Here is a 21,549-nt window from a genome sequence, read left to right as displayed (position 1 = left end):
GAACTATAGGTAGTTGAATACCTATATTTCCATGTGATTTGTGTGTGCTTAAAGGAGAAAATCCATGAAAACGAAGCGATGGATGTTAAGTGCCGGAATGGCCATGAGTTTGGCTGCGGTATCGGCAGTGGCGGACCAGCAATGGTCCGGCGGAATGATGAGCATGATGGGCGGCCCTGGGATGATGGATGGGTGCGGCATGATGAGTGGCTCCTCACCCCAAGGGAAACCTGCTGCGGGTATGAAACACGGCTCCGGCATGATGCACAACCAGGGGATGATGCAGAACCAGGGCATGATGCACGGGCGTGGTATGGCGCCAGAGGCGATGAGCGAAAGGCTGGGGCAGAGCCTTCAGCAGCTAGAGAGTGAGTTAAAGCTGTCGGCCGATCAGCAGTCCGAGTGGCAACGATTTGTGACCGTTGTTAAGTCGCAGTCAGAATCGATGGCCCAGCATCACAATCGAATGTATGGGCTGTTCGAGCAAAGCGCCAGTATGACGCTGCCTGAGCGGGTTGCGTTGCACAAGGAAATGATGGGAGAGCGCTTTGCCAGTATGAGCCAGTTCAATAATGCGATAACAGCCTTCTATCAGTCGTTGAATGCAGAGCAGAAAACACTCATGGACGGTTATCCGATGATGGGGGGAATGTAGCGGCTAAGTTCGGATTAGATCGTTTCATGAACTAGCAAAACGCTATTTTTTTCAGCAGCCACCGGGACGACTGAAGGGGTAAGCCCGGAGGCTGCTTTTTTTCTCGTAAGCTCGGTCAACACCTTTTTCAAACAAGGCTTTTTTGGAATGAGACACGAAACGCACAGGTAACCATGAGTAGTCTATTAACGAACGATCAAGACACAGCCGATAACACGGGCTGGTCGTTGATCTTTTTCTGCTGGATTCTGGCCGTTGTAGCGGTGCTGGGAAGTTTGTTTTTCAGTGAGGTGATGGGGCTGCAGCCCTGTGTGCTCTGCTGGTACCAGCGAATCTTTATCTACCCGCTGGCGGTACTCTTTCTGGTCGCGCTGTTCCCACTGGATAAACGCGTTGTTCGATACACGCTGCCGCTTGCCGTGATCGGGTGGGGATTTGCGGTGTACCACTACCTCGTTTACTCCGGTTACATTCCCGAAAGCTTGCAGCCCTGCAGCCAAGGGGTCTCCTGCGCGGAGATCAACTTGGAACTGTTCGGTTTTATCACCATCCCCATGCTGTCGATCTTGGCTTACTCAGCGATCATCGCTTTACTGTTAATTTTTAGAAAACGGACCTACCCATGAATAAAAAACTGATTGTCGCGTTATCCGGTGTTCTTCTTTTTGCACTGTTCGGGATAGCCGCCTATCTCCTTGAAAGCCAAAAAACGGCGGGGATCACCGAGGTCGCGAGCGACCCCAAGATAATGAAGCGGTATTATTCACCGACGATGGGTCCATCCAGCGCTCAGGTGACGATCGTCGAGTTTTTCGACCCTGCCTGTGAGACCTGCCGGAAGTTTCACCCCTACGTAAAGCAATTGATGGAATCAAATCCAGGGCGGGTCAACATTGTCATGCGCTACGCGCCGTTCCATCCGGGGTCTGACTATATCGTGAAACTGCTTGAAGCGGCCAAGCTCCAGAACCTGTTTTGGGAAACGCTTGAGGCGACTTATGAATCACAGCCCTTCTGGGCCCAGCACGGTAACCCTCAGCCGCAGACGATCTGGCAGTACCTGGGTGGTGTTGGCCTTGATATCGCGAAGGTCAAAGAGGATATGCAGAGCCAGCGCTTTGAACAGCGCATACAGCAAGACCTTGAAGACGCCAGCGCGCTGCAGGTAACCAAAACCCCGACCTTCTTTGTCAATGGCAAACCGCTCTCAAGCTTCGGTTATCGACAATTGAAAGCCTTGGTGGAGTCAGAAATCAGTGAAAATTACCAGATGTGACCCGGCTTTCCGGGCACCGTTTGGTGGGCGTATGGTGTTGGAATCTGGCGCTGTGGCCTGCAGACGGGTTAGCGTACAGCGACTAAGTCGTCGGCTTTCTCACCTACATAGAGGCTTTGTATGAGACGAGTCCTGCTTTTTTTGCCGCTAGCTGTCGTCATTGGGCTCGGCTTTTTCTTGTGGAGGGGGTTGTACCTTAATCCGAAGGAGTTGCCCTCGGCCCTGATCGGTAAACCCGTTCCACAGTTCGAGCTCCCTTGGCTTGAAAAACCCGGTCAAACTCTGACGCAGGAGGCGCTGAAAGGTAAAGTGAGTTTGCTCAACATTTGGGCGACCTGGTGCCCCTCCTGTCGTACGGAACACCCGTTTTTGATGGAGTTGGCTCATCGAAGGGGTATTCCGATCTATGGCGTCGATTATAAAGATGAAGTGCCTGCCGCTAACAGATGGCTGTCAGACCTCGGTAACCCTTATGTCGCCAATGTTGTCGACGACAAAGGCTCTCTAGGGCTCGACCTTGGCGTCTATGGTGCGCCCGAAACCTTTATCATCGACAAAAGGGGAGTGATCCGTTACCGGCATGCGGGGCCTTTGAATGATGCGATATGGAAACGAGATTTACTGCCTGTTTTTCAGCAGCTGCAGGGTGAGTAGCGATTCAAATCAGCCCGTTTTTATGGCTGTCACCGGCACATCAACATAGAACACCCGACACAACCCCTGACGTGCGTCAGGCGCGCTGTTCCTCGTGTTAAAAAAAGGTCATTGTTAGATGATAAAAAATGATTTCCCCGGCACTCATCGAAACCGTGGAGTACAGATTTTACTTGTTTCTATGCTCACACTTGCACTGGACCAACTGAGCAAGTGGATAGCCCTTGCCTACCTGCTGGAAACACCGCGGGTGATTGAGGTGACGGCCTTCTTTAACCTGAGGCTTGGTTTCAACACGGGCGTGAGCTTCGGTTTGTTTCGTGACTTCTTTGCCAATGCGCCAGAACTGCTTGCGCTGATCAGCTTGGCGATAGTGGCTGTGCTGCTCATCTGGGCTTGGCGTTCCGATTCGTTTTTTGAGCGGATCAGTCTTGCCGTGATCGCGGGCGGAGCGCTTGGTAATATCGTTGATCGGTGGCGCCAGGGGGCGGTGACAGATTTTTTGGATTTTCACTGGGCTGGCTGGCACTGGCCGACATTTAACGGTGCCGACATCTTTATTACCTTGGGTGCGATTTGTCTGTTGCTGTCGGGGCTAAGGCGGACTGACGAAACCGATTGGAAAGAAAAGCAAATTACCGGCCGACGCGGGCCGACGAGGGTTAACTGACTGTGAGTACGGCGACGAAAGTTCTAACGCGTTTGAATTCAAGGCCATTGGCGCTCTGGAAAGGTTTCGGTGTCGCCCTTATCGGCTATTTTGCATTGCAAGTCTGGATTGATTGGCAGGTAACGGATCAAGCAAGCGCGCCACCGCAGTGGGAGGCGCTCGCTGGGCCAGGGGTTGCTGTCGAGGAGACACAGCCTGCGCCCATCAGTCATGAACGTCTATCTGAGCGTGATGCAACGTCGGAGGTGGTACTCGCTGCAAAGGCAGGGGATACCCTCGATGGCTTGTTAAAGCGTCTGGGGCTTGATTCGAAGATGCGCTCTGCAGTGGTTCAGGCTCTCACTGCCGAGTTTGATCCGCAAGCACTTCAGCCAGGACACGAGGTGGTTATAAGGTTTGAAGACAACCAGAAAACACCACAGCAACTTCTGTTAAAGATTGATGCGGGCGTAAAAATCCTATTGTCATTCGGCGATCCATTAACTGTCTCTCGCTTGACTCCCGCGATAACGTCGCAAGAGCGAGCGGTTCGATTCAAGCTAGACCGTTCAGTTTATGCTTCGCTAAAAGCGGCGAACATCCCGACCCGCTTCGCCCAGGATCTATCGCTCATGTTGGCCCCTCTGATTCAGTTTGATCGGGCCTTCAAAGGTGGAGAGAAATTCGAAATCCTATGGCATGAATACCCATTGGCAGAGGGGCGCGAAGCCAAACCGCCGAATCTGAGGTATGTCCGTATAGAGATGGGCGATCGTACCATTGAAGCCACCCGCTCCAACGGTACCGATAGCCACTCCAGAATCTACAAGAACGGCGAGTTAGTCCGCACCTTGGTAACGCCCGTGGACGATGGGCAGATTTCATCTATTTTTGGACCGAGAAAACACCCTGTTTATGGCAATGTGCGGATGCATACCGGTGTAGACTACTCCGCCCTGCGTGGCGCTCGGGTCACGGCATCGGCTCCCGGGGAAATTCTTTATATGGGGCGCCGCCGCGGCTATGGTCGCGTTATTGAGATACAGCACGAGAAAGGGGTTGTGACTCGGTACGCACACTTAGAGTCCTTCGCGGCAGGCCTTGAGCGAGATAGTCGTGTAGCAGCAGGGGATGAAATCGGTAGTGTTGGCGCTTCAGGTATAGCGACCGGGCCCAACCTACATTTCGAAGTCTTGAGTAATGGGCGCCCCCTGGACCCACTTTTCGGTCCTCGAACGGTGCTTTCAAAAGCGATCAGCTCGGTGGATGGTGAACATCGCGACCTCTTCAATATGCGGGATGCCTTTGACCGAGTGCTCTTCGACTTAAAACGGAGCGAGAACGGATAGTGCTGCATAGGGTAGGGTCGCTTGTATGTCGTTTATTGCGACATAGAACCGCAGTTTATCGGTTCTATCATAAGTAGGAACAAAGCAGATGAATGAAGGTAATGGCCGCTTCCACTCTTTGTCTGCATCGACAAAGCAACAGGCTGTAATCTGAATGCGACGCTGTGAATCCAACTTAGGGGCAGTATGAATCAAAGTATCGCTTACGCCATCTTGGCTGCCCTGCTATTTGGAGCCAGCACACCCTTTGCCAAACTGCTGATCAACGAGGCGTCGCCCTTGGCTCTGGGCGGAATGCTTTACCTGGGCAGTGGCCTAGGGCTTGGGCTCGCGAGGCTGATCAGGGATCGAGGCTGGAAAAATCCGGGCATACCTACGATGGAATGGCCCTGGCTGCTTGGGGCTATTTTCTTTGGCGGGGTTCTGGGTCCAGTCGCCCTCATGTTCGGATTGAGCTACTCCAGCGGCGCTTCAGCGTCACTCTTGCTGAACCTGGAGGCGGTTCTGACCGCTCTGATTGCATGGGTCGTCTTTCGGGAAAACGCCGATCGGCGAATCGTGTTGGGGATGATCGCCATCGTAGCCGGAGGGGTTGTCCTGTTCTTGCCGACGGGGGAGATAGGCGTTACAAACAGTATCGGTTCGCTAGCCATTGCGCTGGCCTGCCTGTGCTGGGCGATCGATAACAATCTGACCCGCCAAGTATCCGCCTCCGATGCGGTGTTTATCGCCGGGAGCAAAGGGCTGATCGCCGGATCTGTTAACTGTGCGCTGGCCTGGTTTATGGGAGATGCATTTCCTCCGCTGGCAACCACAGGCGCAATCATGACACTGGGGCTGCTGGGCTACGGTGTAAGCTTGGTCTTGTTCGTATTGGCACTGCGGGGATTGGGAACTGCGCGCACTGGCGCGTATTTCTCCACAGCGCCCTTTATCGGAGCACTGATCGCGCTGACCTTGTTACACGAACCCGTTACCTCCGCTTTCTGGATTGCCAGCGTGCTGATGGGGTTGGGTGTGTGGCTGCATCTGACAGAACGCCATGAACACCTGCACACCCATAAGCCGTTGGAACACAGTCACACGCACCGCCATGAATATCATCACCAACACGATCACGAGTTTGACTGGGATGGGCAGGAGCCCCATTCGCACCAGCACGCGCACACCGAGGTGACGCACAAGCATCCACACTTTCCCGATAATTCACCACCGTCACCGACACTAACTCATCCACATGGCCGCAGAACACTGGCGCCGCCTTCAGGAATTTCATGAAAGTTGCTCTGGATAAATCGCTGGAGGTTTTGTTTGTGAGAGAGGGGCTTTTTTCTTAAGCTACCGGCCATGCGTCTCAGTGCTGCAGGACAGGCATTACCTAAGTAATTTATACACTGTAGACCTGCCGATACCCATTTGCTTGGCAATGTCTGTAGCCCCAACCCCTTCCTCACGAAGCTCTTTTACTCGTCTTCGGTCAATAGTTCGCTTGCGACCAAATTTAACACCTTTCGCTTTTGCCTCAACACGTCCTTCATTTGTTCTTTCCAATATCCGTTGTCGTTCCGCCTGTGCCACGGCAGAAAGAATGGTAACAACCATCTTTCCCATAGTGCCTTCCGTGCTAATGCCATCATCCAGAAAGCGGATAGCAACACCCATTTCATCGAACTCCTTGATTAACTGGATCATGTCAGCAGTGTCACGGCCAAGGAGATCCAGCTTTTTTACCAGGATTACATCGCCTTCCTCCACCTTTAATCTCAATAGGCGTAATCCCTCTCGGTTAACATGACTACCCGTTACTTTGTCGGTAAAGATTCGATTGGCTCTTACTCCTTCCGCCTTGAGGGCTTTGACCTGCACATCGAGCGATTGCTGGCTTGTGGACACACGAGCGTAACCGAAGAGTCTCATGAGGTGAAAATAGTCTCCTAAATCGATTAATAGATCGTCTGTCTGCTAAGTCTGAGAAAAGCGATTTAATAGACAGTTTATTGTAGGCACTTTATGATGTCCACTAACTTATAAATTAATAGACACTGCGAATGCTCGCGATTCTTACAGTTATTGGTTGGGGTAGCACATGCCCGTCGATTTTTTAACCTCGGAACAGAAAGCTAGCTATGGGCAATTTTCTGGCGAACCGAATGAAGTGCAGTTGGCCCGCTACTTTCATCTGGATGAAGCTGACCTCGCTTTTATCCTTCAGCGGCGTGGTGTTCAGAACCGTTTCGGTGTCGCCTTACAGTTGGGCTGCGTTCGATTCCTGGGAACCTTCCTCGCCGATCTGTCACGGGTTCCGGCCAATGCTCAATGGTTTGTTGCACGACAGCTTGGCATCACCGATATAGCAACCCTGGCCACCTATGCACAGCGTGAAACCACTCGACGGGAGCACACGGCCCAGATCCGTACCCACTATCAGTACCGGGAGTTCACGTGGCCGTGGTCCTTCCGGCTGAACCGCTTACTCTACACACGCAGTTGGATCGGCAACGAACGCCCCAGCCTGCTTTTCGATCTGGCCACCGGTTGGCTGATACAACACAAGATCCTGCTGCCCGGCGCCACCACACTGACCCGCTTGATTTCCGAAGTGCGCGAGCGGGCCACCAGTCGCTTGTGGCAACGGCTGTCGGCGTTGCCGACATCGGAGCAGACCGCAAAGCTTGAGACGTTGCTTCAGGTTCCGGAGGGAACACGAACTTCCCGCTTTGACCGCTACCGCAAGGGGCCGGTGACGATCAGCGGTCCCGCCTTCAATGAGGCGGTTGGCCGTTATCAGGAGCTGAAGGCCTTCGGCATGCATGAGCTGGATTTTACCGGCATCCCGCCAGTCCGCTTTAAAAACATCGCCCGTCACGCCGGAATGATTTCTATGCACAAAATAGCCCGCATGCCGGAGAGAAAGCGCACGGCCATCCTAGTGGCCTTCGCCAGGGCATATGAGACCATCGCCCTCGATGAAGCCCTGGACGTGCTGGATTTACTGATTACCCCCGAATTCAAGTCCGAAGTGCGACACTTTTCATTTCAAGCAGCCAAACACATCTTTTTAAAAATAACGGCTGGTTGCTTGAACCCTAAACACTTCCTTGGACGATGGTTTATTCGTCTCATCGCGAAATGTATTCTCTCTTCTGTAACACTTCTTAAATCAGTGCCTTTGGGCACATACTGTCTTAGAAGGCCGTTACTATTTTCATTCGCTCCACGCTCCCAAGAGCTATATGGATGAGCAAAATACACTTTCGTATCTAATGCTTTAGCTATCTTAGCGTGATAGGCAAACTCTCGACCATTATCTGCTGTGATCGTGTGCACATGATCTTTAAAAGGCATCAATAACTCTATGGTAGCCTGAGTCACATCTTTGGCTGACTTTGAGTTCACTTTCTTTATCAGGTAAAAGCGCGTCTTTCTTTCCAATAAAGTAACGATGGACCCCGTTCCATTCTTGCCTAAAACAGTGTCTATTTCCCAATCACCAAAACGCTTTTTTGTCTCCACAATGACTGGGCGCTCATCAATAGAGACTTTGTTTTTAATCACTTCTGCTTTCGTTCGCTGTCCTTTCCTGTAGCGTTTTTTTCCTTGCCTCAAATGACGATAAAGCGTCCCTTTGTTTCTTTTGTCATCATGGATATATTGATAAATCCATTCATGACTAACAGGAACTCCGCAGTTTTTAAGTACGTTAGAGACTTGCTCAGGGCTCCAGTCGATTTCAATTAAAATACGAATAAAATCAATGGTCTCTGATGATATTCGATACTTAGCGGATGTCTTTCGCCTTATCAAGCATGCTCTTTGAGCTTTATCAGGACAATATCCTGTTGCTTTTTTATTCCGCTTTAGCTCACGATAAATCGTAGCTCTATGGCAATTAAGTGCACGTGCTATATTTGAAACTGATATTTCTTGCCCTAAAAGAGCTGAAATCTGGTATCTTTTGCCTTCGGTCAACTGCTGATAATTCATGTTGGTACTGCTTAGTTTTGTGGTGAAAAGAAGTGTACCAACTTCAGCAGTTGGCTTCTTCTACACCTGATTTGCAGTGTCGCACTTATTATCTGAATTTAGGCCTATATTGCCGGTGAGGCCAAAAAGCTGGGCCAGAAAAAGCGGTTGCGGACACTGAAGGATCTGGATAAATCCGCGCTGGCCTTGGCGGAGGTTTGTGCCCTGATCCTCAATGAAAGTACGCAGGATGAACTGCTGAGGTCGGCCATCTTTGCCAAAATGCCGCGTGAAAAACTGGCGGCATCCATTGCCACCGTCCATGAACTGGCTCGCCCTTACGACGACAACTTTCAAGATGAAATGGTGGAACAGTATGGCAGGGTCAGACGCTTCTTACCGAAATTACTGTGTGATATCGAGTTCAAAGCGGCTCCGGCGGGCAAGGCGACCCTGGAAGCCCATCAATATCTGGCCGGTCTGTTGAAATCGCGCAAGCAGCAACTGGAAGAGGCGCCACTGGACATTGTTTCCAATCCCTGGAAACGTCTGGTGTTTGACAAAGAGGGGCGAGTCACCAAGCGAGGCTACACACTGTGCTTTCTCGATAAGCTGCAAGACAGCCTGCGCCGCCGTGATGTCTATGTAGAGAACAGCGATCGCTGGGGTGATCCACGGGCCAAGCTGTTGCAGGGCCAGGAATGGCAGGCCAACCGCATTCAGGTCTGCCGGTCACTCGGTCATCCACTGAATCCCCAAGAAGCCATTGATGGTCTGGTGCGCCAACTGGATGCCAGCTACAGACAGGTGGCCGCCAACTTTGATGACAACAAGGCCGTTGAATTGGATCTGTCTGGCAAGCGGCCCACATTGACCATCACCAATTTTGACAAGCTGGATGAACCGCCCAGCCTGGCGCAGCTCTCCCAGCAGGTCGAAGCCTTGCTGCCCAGCGTGGATCTCACGGAGCTGTTGTTGGAGATAGACGCTCATACCAGCTTCGCCGACGAATTTACCCATGTCAGCGAATCCAATGCCCGTGCCGGGGACCTGACGGTCAGCCTCTGCGCGGTGTTATTGGCGGAGGCCTGCAACATCGGATTGGAGCCTCTGATCAAGCACCAAGTGCCCGCCTTAACCCGACACCGCTTGAACTGGGTCAAGCAGAATTACCTGCGGACTGAAACTCTAGTGAAGGCCAACGCCAAACTGGTGGACTACCAATCCACTTTATCCCTGGCCGGGCAGTGGGGCGGCGGCGAGGTGGCTTCCGCCGACGGTATGCGGTTTGTCACACCCGTCCGCACCATCAATGCCGGGCCGAACCGGAAATACTTTGGCTCCAGCCGCGGCATTACCTGGTACAACTTTGTCTCGGACCAGTTCTCCGGCTTTCATGGAATTGTCGTCCCTGGAACACTGCGTGATTCCATCTTTGTGCTGGAGGGTCTGCTGGAGCAGCAAACCGGCCTAAACCCGGTGGAGATCATGACCGATACTGCTGGTGCCAGCGACATGGTGTTTGGCTTGTTCTGGCTGCTGGGGTACCAGTTTTCACCGCGCCTGGCTGACGCCGGTGAATCCGTATTCTGGCGCGTGGACAAGGCCGCCAACTATGGCGCATTGGATGAGTTGGCCCGCAGTTGCGTCAATACCCACAAGATCGAACAGCACTGGGATGACATGATGCGCATTGCCGGTTCGCTCAAACTGGGTACCGTGCAGGCCTCCGAGCTGATCCGCTCGCTACTGAAAAGTGATCGGCCTTCCAGCCTGGCACAAGCCATCATTGAAGCGGGCCGGATCAATAAGACCCTTTACCTGCTGAACTACGTGGATGATGAAGACTACCGCCGTCGGATTCTGACCCAGTTGAATCGCGGGGAAAGCCGTCACGCGGTCGCACGGGCCATCTGCCACGGCCAGCGTGGCGAAATCCGGAAACGGTACCGGGAGGGTCAGGAAGATCAGCTTGGAGCGTTGGGTTTGGTGACCAACGCTCTGGTGCTGTGGAACACGATTTACATGCAGACCGCCTTGGATCACCTGAGACGACAGGGCGAGGACGCGAAAGAAGAGGACGCGAAAGAAGAGGACGCGAAAGAAGAGGACGAAGCCAGATTGTCGCCACTCAGCCATAAACACGTGAATATGCTGGGCCACTACTCGTTCACCCTGGCAGAACAGGTGCTGAATGGGCAGCTCAGACCGTTGAAGCAGCCATCGGACCTGGACGAATGGCCTTAGCGTACGTTTTCGTTCCGTTGGACTTCAAACCCCGCTTACGTTCTCGTTCTCGATACTCTTTATATGCACTAGCCGCTAATATTTCTAACAGCATATTATTAATAGCGCTAAGTATTGAACTCATAAAATCATCACTTGGAAAACTGCCAAATGTTAAATGACTTGTTGGTAGATCTAAACTAACAACACTAATTCCTTTCTCATTTATTGAAGCTACAAGAGTTTTCCAATCATCGGGGCTTAACCTTGTTAAACGATCTATCGATTCAACTAACAGAACATCACCGGACTCTGATTCATCCAGTAATCGAATTAGTTCTGGTCTATCTAAAGAATTGCCAGATTTATTTTCTATATAGAAAGAAGCTATTCGTTTGCTGAAGCCAGAAACGAATTTTTTTAATGAGCTTTTTGCTCTATTGGCATCTTGCTCAGAAGTTGATGCTCGTAAATATGCTCTTATGAACATTTTTGCCTAATTAGGTCTATTTAGATGGTGTCATATTATATAGGTTTATTTAGGTGGTGTCATTACGTAATGACCTGTGATATTTCTATAGTGCCTTTAGGGTGTACTCATGAAGAACTGCATGTAATAACACTAATTTGGAGTTTGATAATGAAAAAGGATAAACCATACATTGTTATGTTTTAGTGGTGGCCGTACCAACAGCCCTATCTCTTTCATTTAATGGGTGAAAAAATAAAATTATGTAGCGGTGTTAAAACTCATATTCATTGCTGGTCACTCTAATTAGATATAAAGTAAGTAAACAAAAAATCGGTAAGGTAATTGATAACGTGTCTAAACGAACCATAAGTATGTTGGCTAAAGAAGTGAGCGTAAATGTCGAGACAATTCGCTTTTATGAACGCAAAGGCTTAATTAATCAGCCACCAAAACCTATGCAGGGCTATAGACATTACCCGAATGAAACGGTAAACAGAATACACTTTATTAAGCGTTCTCAAGAATTAGGTTTTACACTGAAAGAGATTGAAGGGTTACTTGCATTAAACGATAGCCCATGTAGTAAAGTCCAAGAATTAGCTAATAAAAAATTAATTGCAGTACAAAAAAAGAAAGCTGATTTGTTACTTTTAGAGCAAGCGCTAGAAGAGCATTTGAGCCAGTGCCAAAATAATGATGACGATAGCCATTGCCCGATAATTGATTCTTTGCAGCCGAAGTAGTACCTAATTAAAGATTTCTGTCAAAATCCTTCCCTCCACATAGAAAGACTTCATGTCCGAGTTTAATGCCCTGTTGACTCCGTACCTATATACGCAACCTATTATTCATAAAACTTAGCGGAATATACGTAACTCATGTAATTGAACGCTTTTGCGTGTAAAAAAGGTCAATCTATGTACAGGAAAAATACCATTTCTGAAACATATTGTTGCTAGCGGAGAATAAAACTTATGACATCATTATTTGAAGATGCGCAATCACGTCTGATCGAGGTTATGAAATATGTAACTTTATCAGATGATGTCGTTAACAGACTAAAATACCCTAAGAAAGCACTGAGCGTAAGCATTCCAGTGCGCATGGATGATGGTGCACTCCGTGTCTTTACGGGATACCGTGTCCAATTTGATGATACCAGAGGACCGACAAAAGGTGGGATACGCTTCCACCCAGATGTTAACTTAGATGAAATTACTTCTCTGAGCTTTTGGATGACAATAAAGTGTGCGGTCGTTGGTTTACCCTTTGGTGGTGCCAAGGGAGGAATCAAAGTAACCCCTAAAGAACTTTCATTGCTAGAGCTTGAAAGACTTTCTCGTGGATATATCAGAGCGATAGCCGACATTATAGGTCCGAAACGAGACATTCCAGCACCTGATGTTTATACCAATGCAACCATAATGGGATGGATGGCAGACGAATATTATCAAATTATGCGAGAACAACTTCCAGCGGTCATTACGGGCAAACCTGTTCATTTAAACGGCTCATTGGGAAGGGATTCAGCGACAGGGCAAGGAGCATTATTTGTGCTTTTGCAATGGCTTAAGGCTTTTGAGTTAGCACCAGAGAACACAACTATTGCAATTCAAGGGTTTGGTAATGCCGGATTTCACTTCGCAAAGTTAGCATATGAGTTGGGATTTAGGATTGTAGCACTGTCTGACTCAAAAGGTGGGATTGTATCTAATGATGATCTAAATCCTCAATTAGTAATGAATCAAAAGCTAGCTGATAACACGCTAAAAGCCATGCTGTATTGTGATGGCTCTGTATGTAGAGAAGCAGAATTTAATGTTGTGTCAAATGAAGAGTTACTTGAATTAAACGTTGATGTATTAGTTTTGGCGGCACTTGAAAACCAAATAACAGAGCAGAATGCAGATAAGATAAGAGCAAAACACATATTAGAAATTGCTAACGGACCGATAAGCCCAGAAGCTGATGAGGTTTTAAAGCGAAAAGGAATAAACGTACTACCTGATGTATTGGTAAACGCTGGGGGCGTAACTGTAAGCTATTTTGAATGGGTACAAAATCGTTCTGGCTTTTATTGGGATAATTCAGAAATAAATTGCCGATTAAAGAAGATTATGGATACAGAAGCCAATAATGTTTTTGACTTGGCGCGGCAAAAAAAATTATCACTTCGCTCCGCAGCGTATTTACATGGGATCAATAGAATATCAGGAGCGATGACCGAGCATGGAACGCGAGAGTATTTTCAAAAATAAAATTTATGCTAAATTCCTCTTGACTCCGTACTTAGGTACATACAATACACTTGCATTATCACTTAATGAGGTATCCATATGAATCAAAAAGAATCAAACCTTCCAATGATAGGAGGCATCATCGCAGCATTAGGCGCAGGCGTATGCTGTGTAGGTCCTTTAGTCCTGCTACTACTGGGGGTTAGTGGCTCATGGATTGGTAATTTAACTGCATTTGAACCCTATAGGCCATTATTTATCACATTCGTAGTGTTGTTGTTTGGTTACTCAGGTTGGAAAATTTATCGTCCAGTAGAAGAGTGTGAGCCGGGAACCGCCTGTGCAGTTCCTAAGAAGCAGCAACAACGAAAAGTCATTTTCTGGCTGAGCGCTATAGCTGCAACAATTTTTGTGACCAGTAATTATTGGATACTTTTGTTTGCTTAATATACAGATCAAGAAATTTATAACATTTTACAATTTGGAGCTAATTATGAAAAAATTATTATTAACCGCACTGCTTTCACTCTCTAGTTTTGGTGCTTTTGCTGAAGTAAAAACAGTTACGCTGGAAGTACCAACGATGAACTGTGCGACATGCCCAATCACAGTTAAAAAATCGTTAGAAAATGTTGATGGCGTTGAAAAAGCGAAAGTTACCTACAAGCCTAAGCTAGCTATTGTTTCTTTTGATGACACTAAAACCAACATCAATGCATTAATCACAGCGACTACCAATGCTGGCTACCCATCTACATTAAAAAAATAGAGGCCAAGTATGTTCAATCCTTTAAATTTATTAACTCGTATAGGCGATAAAGCAGGCTCTTTTGGAGCCGTTGTTTCGGCAATGGGATGCGCCATGTGTTTTCCTGCCATAGCGAATATTGCAGCAGCCATAGGTATGGGGTTTTTAGGTCAATGGGAAGGATTATTTATTAATACCTTATTCCCACTATTTGCATCGTTAGCACTTGCCATGAATATCTTAGGTTGGTTTAGTCACCGCCAATGGCACCGCAGTTTAGTTGGTTCAATTGGCCCCATTTTGGTTTTACTCTCTTTATACCCTTGGTTCCAGTACGGGTGGAGTTCATACGTTACTTATACGGGGCTAGGACTGATGGTTGCTGTATCAATTTGGGACATGGTTTCTCCAGCAAATAAACGCTGTGATGATGAAACTTGTACCGCTTAACTTTTTAAGAGGAATAAAATATGTCAACGAATAGTTGTTGCTCGTCAAATGACACTCAGCCAGAACAATTACATGTAGCCATTATTGGTAGTGGCTCAGGAGCATTTGCCAGTGCTATTAAAGCAGCGGAAGGCGGAGCAAGAGTTACTATCATAGAGGGAGCGGATGTTATCGGTGGCTGCTGTGTAAATGTAGGCTGTGTTCCTTCAAAAATATTGATCCGTGCAGCGCAATTAGCGCACCAGCAACGTATTAACCCATTTGATGGTTTAGAGAATATTCAACCACAACTTAGCCGCTCCTTATTAGCACATCAGCAAAGTGCTCGCGTTGAAGAATTACGCGATGCTAAATATCAAAGTATTTTAGAGAACAACCCCGCGCTATCTTTACTTAAAGGTTATGCGCGTTTTAAAAATGAAAATACCTTGTTAGTTCAAAAGTCTGATGGTAATGAGGAAGAGTTGGTTGCAGATCGCATCTTAATTGCTACAGGCTCTACACCAAGCGTTCCACCTATTGATGGGCTAATTGATACTCCTTATTGGACATCAACCGAAGCTTTATTTTCGGAGGAGTTACCAAGTAGTCTGGTTGTCATCGGCTCTTCTGTTATAGCACTGGAAATTGCACAAGCTTATGCCCGTTTGGGTAGCAGTGTAACAGTATTAGCACGACATACGCTTTTATATGCAGAAGATCCGTTATTAGGTGAAAAGCTGACTGAATGTTTTGAAAAAGAAGGCATTCGTGTACTTAATAATACGCAAGCAAGTCATGTTTCTTATGGTAGCAATGGGTTTTCATTGGAAACTGACGAAGGAACATTAATCGCTGAAAAATTGCTTATTTCTACTGGTCGCCATGCAAATACTGGCAAGCTTGGTTTAGAAAACGTTGGTGTTAAAACAGATAAAAGTGGTGCCATTGTTGTTAATAGTATGATGGAAACATCAACAGCTAACATTTATGCCGCAGGTGATTGCTCCAATATGCCACAGTTTGTCTATGTTGCTGCTGCTGCCGGAAGTAGAGCCGGAATTAATATGACGGGTGGAAATGCGCAACTCGACCTATCTACCATGCCTGCTGTTATATTCACTGACCCACAAGTTGCTACGGTAGGTCTAACTGAAGAACAAGCTTCAGCGGAAGGAATAGATACGATAAGTCGTGTACTTGATATGGAAAACGTACCTAGAGCATTAGCAAATTTTGAAACTGATGGATTTATCAAACTAGTTGCAGAAAAACAAACAGGTGAGATATTAGGCGCACAAATACTCGCGCATGAAGGTGGTGAACTTATACAAAGTGCAGCATTAGCCATTCATAACAACATGACCGTAGAGGATTTAGCAGGTCAACTATTTCCGTATTTGACGATGGTTGAAGGATTGAAGTTATGCGCTCAAACCTTTAGCAAAGACGTTAAAGAGCTATCTTGCTGCGCAGGGTAATCATTTAACGGTAATGTACTTATAGAAATGTTAATGGAATGCCGATTGATTGAATACAATCAAGATATATTGAGGCATTCCATTAAGATCACAAATTGGAAACATGCTAAACCATGATTAAATCTAAGGTTGAAAACATTCCTGTTGGTGAAGTCAGTTTTTTAACGGAGATCCCTGATATCAATAAGTTCATTAATAGTGATGATGATGCGTTGGATTTTCCTTTGAGTATTTCTCAACTGGCACAAGCTGCACAAACGTCTGTCCATACTATAAGGAATTATACACTTGAGAATATAATACACTGCGAAGAAAAAACTAAGTCAGGTTATGCCCTTTACGGTTTATGTGCATTAAAGAGGTTAAAGTTCATTCGAGCAGCAAGGGCGGCAGGTCTTCTTGTAGTTGATATCAAGCCATTACTAATGGCAATAGATGAAGGAGAAAGAAAAGTTCCTGAAGACATCCAAAAGCTGCTACTTACTAAAATCAAGCATAGAAAAGTATTTTTAGATCTAGTAACAAACCAAATTGAAGAGCTTTGCAATTAGAACAATTATAGAACAGCTTATGGCTCGACTAAAAACTTGTTAGCTTATCTGTTTTCTATCAATGTTAGCTTGTATATATCAAGCATATAGAATATCAACACCTCCTATTTTTAATGGCACTTTGATGCGCAGTACCTTTTGAATTAGAAATACAAACAGATGGCATTATTTAACTTATTGATTCTACGTCACTAAGTAAACCAGCTAAGTCGATTTCTTTGCGGTCTTTATTAAAGGCATATTCCCCATTTAGATTAATGTGTTGCCAAGCAACAGGCGAAAGCCGAGAAATAACATCAACCACATCTTGCCTACCGTTCCTCTCTTGGATTTGTAAAAATGCCGATAGTAACGCGGAATTATAATAAATAATGCAATTTGAAATGAGTCGAGCACAATCGTTCCATTGTGATACTTGGTAATCATTCCCCCCTCGAAATTTATTGCCATTAACTGAAGTAATAGCACGTTTTAACTGATGGTATGCTTCACCTCTGTTCAAGGCTTGCTGGACGTAATGACGCAACGTTGAATTATCAACATACTCCAAAACATAAATAGATTTAATTAAACGGTCGTACTCATGCAATGCTGACAATGTTCGGCTCTTGCCGTTACTGAGCTTTCTAATGATTGTGCTTTGAGTGGTGGTTTTACGACTCAATGAACAAACAATATGCTGAATATTGTCCCACTCTTGTGCAATTAATTTATGGTTAATGTCTTTCCTTAATTGAATACGGCCACCGTCCTCTTCAGTCACTTCAAATAACTCAAAAAACACTTTTTTCATTTTTGCGTATCGAGGGGCGAATGTGTAACCAAAGAAATCCAAAATAGCAAAGTTAACATTATTGGTACCATGCGTATCGGTCGATAAAGTATTAGGCTGTATCTCTGAGGAGTTGTTATAGAGTAAGTCAAAAGCAAAGTGACCTTCATATTCGTTAGCGCCAATGACTTGCGTACTCACCGGAACATGATTAGAAACCAATGTTAATGCTGAAACACCTTTACCTTTAGAGAAGTACTTAGACGAATACCGAGCCTTAAACGTATTTATGCGGCACTCGAACTTTTGACCATCAATACTTGAAAACAACTGATTATCGTCCACATGGTAATAGGCAAATATTGGCAACGTGGCGATAGCATTAGAAACCTGATCATTAGATGTTTTCAGTGTTTCATATCTGACATAACTATCATCTACACTGCGTAATTTACCCATAGAACGGTCGGATATATTCGCCATTTTATATAGCCCGTAATTAGTACCGTTTGCCAATATACAGGCGATCAGATCTTCTTTATTTACGGGTGACTTTTCTTTTGTTGCAGAAATATGAGTGAATGAATTTAAGTAACCTGTCTTTTGATCAACAAAAAGCATCAGTTCAACAATACCCATGTGTTGAATTTGATTGTAGAGAGGATTTTCTATTGTTTGTTGCCAACGACTGTTAGGAATTGACCACTTGAGTTCAGTCTTACCAGGAATAAACTCTACATACTTATTATCACCGCTAAAGATATGTTCGCTTGCTTCCTTCAGCTTAACTTCTAGTAGTTGGCTCTTATCGGCCAATGTTTGATTAATGGGTGTAACTAGCTTATCAAGGCCAGTGTTTTCAATGATTATCTCTTTTTGCTGCCATTCTTTAGGCTGTATAAGATCTGATATTAAACTTCGATTATTAACGCTTTCTTTCACTGTTAAGCTATTGCTGTGAAATAATTGTTCTGCTTTACGGTAAAGGAAATACTCGAATCGATTAGCAATTAATTTGGTATTTTCTCCTTCCAAATACTCGCGGTCATGTTTTGGTACCACATCGAGGTTAATCGTTTGAATAGCTTTAGATTCGCCTAGTTCAGAGTGCGCCATAACGTACTGCTCATGGAGTTCATCTTTTAAATGAATGAATTCAATATCGATAGACATAAATAATGAGCGAATAAGTTTTTTAATTTTACTGGATTGTTTATCAATAAATTGCCATTCGTACTGACGTCCATCAAAGTCGTTATTATCTAGGTGATCACTTAATAGCTTAATGCTATCGGCTGGAATCAATTCAAAGGCTTTTTTACGGACATCACCAAAGGTTAAATCATCGTCCATATCGGTATCGATGAAGTACTTCAATAAACTACCAGCGGATTTTAATTTGGTTCTAACAATGTTTACATCTTCAACAATGCGTTGTTTGGCGTAGCTTTTAGCTGACTCGGTTAACTTTCTGAGCAAGTAAATAAATGCAGCAACAAGGTTATCGTTAGTTTCTCGGTACCTGAAGAACAAATAACAAACGAGATATAAAATGGTTTGGCTATCTGCGTGTCTTCTGAGTTTATAAACGGACTTATGCTTAACCAGTGAGGCATAGTATTCAAGGTTCTTCGGTGATAATTCAAGTTCAGCAATTAGCGATTTAATTTCTGGATAAAGCGAGCGTATGATTTTATGCGTCTTCAGCTCTTGGGTGATTTGGCTCGTTGAAAAGTCCTTAGCCATTTTCTTTAACTTGGCTAAGTCAGTAAAGGTATTATTTGATTCAAGGAGTTTAAGTAGTGTTACTCTGGTACCTGAAGATAAACTTTCATTTAACACTGTTTCAATACGGTTACGCTCATTTGATAATACCGCAGAAATAGTATCTTGCAGCGTTGTATACCCTGCCAGTGCTATTCTGTTCTGACCAAAGTAAGCAATACATTCATCGAAAACATACCTTGGCTCAAGGTTTATTTTTACAACGTCATTAAGCCTTTTTAAAAGCGGCTCTTTATCTAACTTACTTTGATATGTTGTAAATCCTGTATATTTTAATAACTTATTAATCAGCTTGGTTTTTGTTGTTGGTGATAAATCATCAAGAGACATATCTTTATCGCTGAAATACTTGGCTCTTACATAATCTAAGTCACTTCTGACTTGAGAAAAGGAAAAATTAAATACTATTGGCCGTGACCTAAAGTAACCAAGTAGTAAGATAAAATACACTCTGGTTTCAATGCGTCTTAATTCGTTGACAAGCCTTTGAGTTTCACTATCCAATGAAAAATAATCGTCACGATCTTTACGGTTGAAATTGGGTAAGGCATAGAGTTCGTTGATTTCTGATTCACTAAGAATTTGTATACGCTTGGTGTTTGATGAAGAAATAGTGGCAAGCCTTTCTTGTTATTTTTAATAACCATACCTTAATCAATGAGATTAAAGTTTACCAGCTCACTACTAAACACTACCAAAATACTGATTTAAGCTCCTAAAGTGGTAAACTTTTCTTGAGAGAGTTTACCACTTGGTAATGTTGCTTATGAATACTAATGCCGATTTCGATGGGATGGGTTAAATAATACAAACTGTGTTATTCAAGGGGTGAAGTCCAATGGTACGAAAAGTTACTCTAAGCGTGAAAATTCAAGCTAAGGTTAATTTCGAGGGGATGGGCGCAAAACCCCAATAGAGTCCATTGTAAGTCTCCGTGTTGCATTCATTATCAGGATAGCTATGTCTTACAGTATAGCGGTATGGGCAAATTGCTGTCAGAGCTTTAAGGAAGCTGCGATCAAGAAGTCACAATGCACTAAACTTTTTTCATTCGAGAAAAAAATCACGATATGTCATTCATTTTAGTGCTTTTCGTAACTAAGTGAGCCAATTTGACCTTATTAAGTGGGTTTTGAACGGACTAACCCCTTGCCGCTCGTATCATCTGATCGATCCTAAACACATTGGCTAAGGCAAACAGCATCGCCAGTTTGTTGTCATTCTTTTTAAGACCTCGATAGACCACTTTCCTAAAACCAAACTGACGCTTTATGATCCGAAATGGGTGTTCTACTTTTGCTCGAATGCTGGCTTTAATGTATTCCGTTTGGATCGGTAGCTTGTTTATTCTCGGATGCTTTTTGAGAAGGCGTACCTTACTTGGCATCTCAGCAATCAACCAATCGGCTTTGATGTCTTTAAGTTCTTCTCGTTTTTGCGCGCCCCGATAACCTGAATCCGCTGATATAAAAGTCTCGTCACCATGAAGCAGATTTTCTGTCTCTGTGATGTCATGTACGTTAGCCGCTGTCGTACTTAAGCTGTGCGTTAGGCCAGTTCTAGCGTCTACGCCAATATGAGCTTTTAATCCAAAGAACCACTGCTTACCTTTTTGTGTCTGGTGCATCTCGGGATCGCATGCTTTTGCTTTATTCTTCGTTGAACTGGCAGCCTCAATGATCGTGGCATCGACAATCGTGCCTTCTTTTAAGTAAATTCCTGCGCTGGACAACCACTTATTGACCTCTTTAAATAGCTGACGGGAGAGCTTATGTTTTTCCAGCAAGTGCCTAAAATTCATAATAGTCGTGTGGTCAGGAATAGCACTGTCCAGCGACAGCCCGGAAAACAAGCGCATTGACGTGATTTCATAAAGCGCATCCTCCATGGCAGGGTCACTCATGTTGTACCAATGTTGCATGCAGTGAATACGAAACATGATGGACAACGGATACGGTCTTCTTCCTTTTCCGGCTTTTGGGTAGAAAGGTTCAATTACCGCTTCAAGCTGATCCCAAGGCATCAACTCATTCATCCGAGAAAGAAAAATTTCTTTGCGTGTTTTACGACGCTTATTGTTGAATTCACTGTCGGCAAAAGTGAGTTGATGTGACATGGTCAAGCTCGAAGGTTAAAAATGAATTGTCTCATGAGAAGGACTTATTCGCATCTTCCTTAGGTTGATCAAGGTTTCCATGTATTCCCCATCTCTTTAATTGGTTGATGGAGTTATTTTCTCATTTCTGTTGGATACGTTAGGATGTAAAGGGATTCTCGATATAAAACCACCCACATAGGTTAA

General features: G+C 45.4%; 18 protein-coding genes and 3 pseudogenes. 16 read left to right on the top strand and 5 right to left on the bottom strand.

Annotated elements, in window-relative coordinates; genetic code table 11:
- The first annotated feature begins 64 nt into the window (after window positions 1–64).
- From IEZ33_RS20135 to IEZ33_RS20105, 7 genes and pseudogenes are all read left to right on the top strand, one after another.
- Window positions 65–655, top strand: a complete 591-nt coding sequence (locus IEZ33_RS20135; RefSeq protein WP_055464740.1) for a Spy/CpxP family protein refolding chaperone — start codon at window positions 65–67, stop codon at window positions 653–655.
- Window positions 656–828: 173 nt separating this feature from the next.
- Window positions 829–1,281 (top strand): disulfide bond formation protein B, encoded by a 453-nt coding sequence (locus IEZ33_RS20130; protein ID WP_055464741.1) that lies wholly within the window; start codon window positions 829–831, stop codon window positions 1,279–1,281.
- Window positions 1,278–1,931 carry a DsbA family protein gene (locus tag IEZ33_RS20125; RefSeq protein ID WP_055464742.1) on the top strand — a complete coding sequence of 218 codons (654 nt, stop codon included), beginning with the start codon at window positions 1,278–1,280 and terminating at the stop codon, window positions 1,929–1,931. Before IEZ33_RS20130 ends, IEZ33_RS20125 begins: the two co-directional genes overlap by 4 nt.
- Window positions 1,932–2,051: 120 nt before the next feature.
- The gene (locus IEZ33_RS20120; RefSeq protein WP_055464743.1) at window positions 2,052–2,585 is read left to right on the top strand and encodes a DsbE family thiol:disulfide interchange protein; all 534 of its coding nucleotides are present in this window, start codon (window positions 2,052–2,054) and stop codon (window positions 2,583–2,585) included.
- A gap of 118 nt (window positions 2,586–2,703) precedes the next feature.
- Window positions 2,704–3,255: a signal peptidase II gene (gene lspA / locus IEZ33_RS20115; RefSeq protein ID WP_082443884.1), complete on the top strand. Its 552-nt coding sequence runs from the start codon at window positions 2,704–2,706 to the stop codon at window positions 3,253–3,255.
- Between the two features lie 2 nt (window positions 3,256–3,257).
- Complete coding sequence (locus tag IEZ33_RS20110; RefSeq protein ID WP_055464744.1) at window positions 3,258–4,583, top strand: M23 family metallopeptidase; 1,326 nt, start codon at window positions 3,258–3,260, stop codon at window positions 4,581–4,583.
- Between the two features lie 186 nt (window positions 4,584–4,769).
- Window positions 4,770–5,811, top strand: a pseudogene (locus IEZ33_RS20105) (DMT family transporter).
- 146 nt (window positions 5,812–5,957) lie between these two features.
- On the opposite strand, the gene IEZ33_RS20100 reads toward IEZ33_RS20105, so the two are convergent.
- Window positions 5,958–6,500, bottom strand: a complete 543-nt coding sequence (locus IEZ33_RS20100) for a recombinase family protein (protein WP_055464746.1) — start codon at window positions 6,498–6,500, stop codon at window positions 5,958–5,960.
- A 169-nt stretch (window positions 6,501–6,669) separates the two neighbouring features.
- Between IEZ33_RS20100 and IEZ33_RS20095 the strand changes: the two are divergent.
- Window positions 6,670–7,581: pseudogene (locus tag IEZ33_RS20095) on the top strand (DUF4158 domain-containing protein); the annotation flags it as partial.
- 38 nt (window positions 7,582–7,619) lie between these two features.
- On the opposite strand, the gene IEZ33_RS20090 reads toward IEZ33_RS20095, so the two are convergent.
- The gene (locus IEZ33_RS20090; protein WP_191602418.1) at window positions 7,620–8,567 is read right to left on the bottom strand and encodes an IS30 family transposase; all 948 of its coding nucleotides are present in this window, start codon (window positions 8,565–8,567) and stop codon (window positions 7,620–7,622) included.
- Window positions 8,568–8,675: 108 nt separating this feature from the next.
- On the opposite strand from IEZ33_RS20090, the pseudogene IEZ33_RS20085 reads away from it, so the two are divergent.
- Window positions 8,676–10,793 (top strand): annotated as a pseudogene (locus IEZ33_RS20085) (Tn3 family transposase); the annotation flags it as partial.
- On the opposite strand, the gene IEZ33_RS20080 reads toward IEZ33_RS20085, so the two are convergent.
- On the bottom strand, window positions 10,750–11,262 hold the full coding sequence (locus IEZ33_RS20080; RefSeq protein ID WP_240009721.1) for a recombinase family protein: 513 nt from the start codon (window positions 11,260–11,262) through the stop codon (window positions 10,750–10,752). The pseudogene IEZ33_RS20085 and the gene IEZ33_RS20080 overlap by 44 nt on opposite strands.
- Before the next feature lie 272 nt (window positions 11,263–11,534).
- Between IEZ33_RS20080 and merR the strand changes: the two genes are divergently transcribed.
- The 7 genes from merR to IEZ33_RS20045 all read left to right on the top strand — a co-directional run bounded on the left by merR (window position 11,535) and on the right by IEZ33_RS20045 (window position 16,690).
- On the top strand, window positions 11,535–11,987 hold the full coding sequence (merR, locus tag IEZ33_RS20075) for an Hg(II)-responsive transcriptional regulator (RefSeq protein ID WP_191603808.1): 453 nt from the start codon (window positions 11,535–11,537) through the stop codon (window positions 11,985–11,987).
- A 231-nt stretch (window positions 11,988–12,218) separates the two neighbouring features.
- On the top strand, window positions 12,219–13,502 hold the full coding sequence (locus IEZ33_RS20070; RefSeq protein ID WP_191603798.1) for a Glu/Leu/Phe/Val family dehydrogenase: 1,284 nt from the start codon (window positions 12,219–12,221) through the stop codon (window positions 13,500–13,502).
- A 78-nt stretch (window positions 13,503–13,580) separates the two neighbouring features.
- Window positions 13,581–13,928, top strand: a complete 348-nt coding sequence (locus IEZ33_RS20065; protein WP_058405804.1) for a mercuric transporter MerT family protein — start codon at window positions 13,581–13,583, stop codon at window positions 13,926–13,928.
- Window positions 13,929–13,974: 46 nt separating this feature from the next.
- The gene (merP, locus tag IEZ33_RS20060) at window positions 13,975–14,250 is read left to right on the top strand and encodes a mercury resistance system periplasmic binding protein MerP (protein WP_191603797.1); all 276 of its coding nucleotides are present in this window, start codon (window positions 13,975–13,977) and stop codon (window positions 14,248–14,250) included.
- A 9-nt stretch (window positions 14,251–14,259) separates the two neighbouring features.
- A complete protein-coding gene (gene merC, locus IEZ33_RS20055) occupies window positions 14,260–14,679 on the top strand; it encodes an organomercurial transporter MerC (protein ID WP_191603796.1) in 420 nt (139 codons plus the stop codon).
- A 20-nt stretch (window positions 14,680–14,699) separates the two neighbouring features.
- On the top strand, window positions 14,700–16,139 hold the full coding sequence (merA, locus tag IEZ33_RS20050; protein WP_191603795.1) for a mercury(II) reductase: 1,440 nt from the start codon (window positions 14,700–14,702) through the stop codon (window positions 16,137–16,139).
- A 113-nt stretch (window positions 16,140–16,252) separates the two neighbouring features.
- Window positions 16,253–16,690, top strand: a complete 438-nt coding sequence (locus IEZ33_RS20045) for a MerR family transcriptional regulator (RefSeq protein ID WP_191603794.1) — start codon at window positions 16,253–16,255, stop codon at window positions 16,688–16,690.
- A gap of 169 nt (window positions 16,691–16,859) precedes the next feature.
- Here the strand turns inward: IEZ33_RS20045 and IEZ33_RS20040 are convergent, their stop codons facing one another.
- Together IEZ33_RS20040 and IEZ33_RS20035 are read right to left on the bottom strand one after the other, a co-directional pair.
- Window positions 16,860–19,859, bottom strand: a complete 3,000-nt coding sequence (locus tag IEZ33_RS20040; protein WP_191603807.1) for a Tn3 family transposase — start codon at window positions 19,857–19,859, stop codon at window positions 16,860–16,862.
- 529 nt (window positions 19,860–20,388) lie between these two features.
- The gene (locus tag IEZ33_RS20035) at window positions 20,389–21,363 is read right to left on the bottom strand and encodes an IS5 family transposase (protein WP_191603737.1); all 975 of its coding nucleotides are present in this window, start codon (window positions 21,361–21,363) and stop codon (window positions 20,389–20,391) included.
- Window positions 21,364–21,549 lie beyond the last annotated feature (186 nt).

The organism is Marinomonas algicola, assembly GCF_014805825.1.
GTDB classification, from domain to species: Bacteria; Pseudomonadota; Gammaproteobacteria; order Pseudomonadales; family Marinomonadaceae; genus Marinomonas; species Marinomonas algicola.
This window is presented reverse-complemented; position numbering and strand designations above follow the sequence as displayed.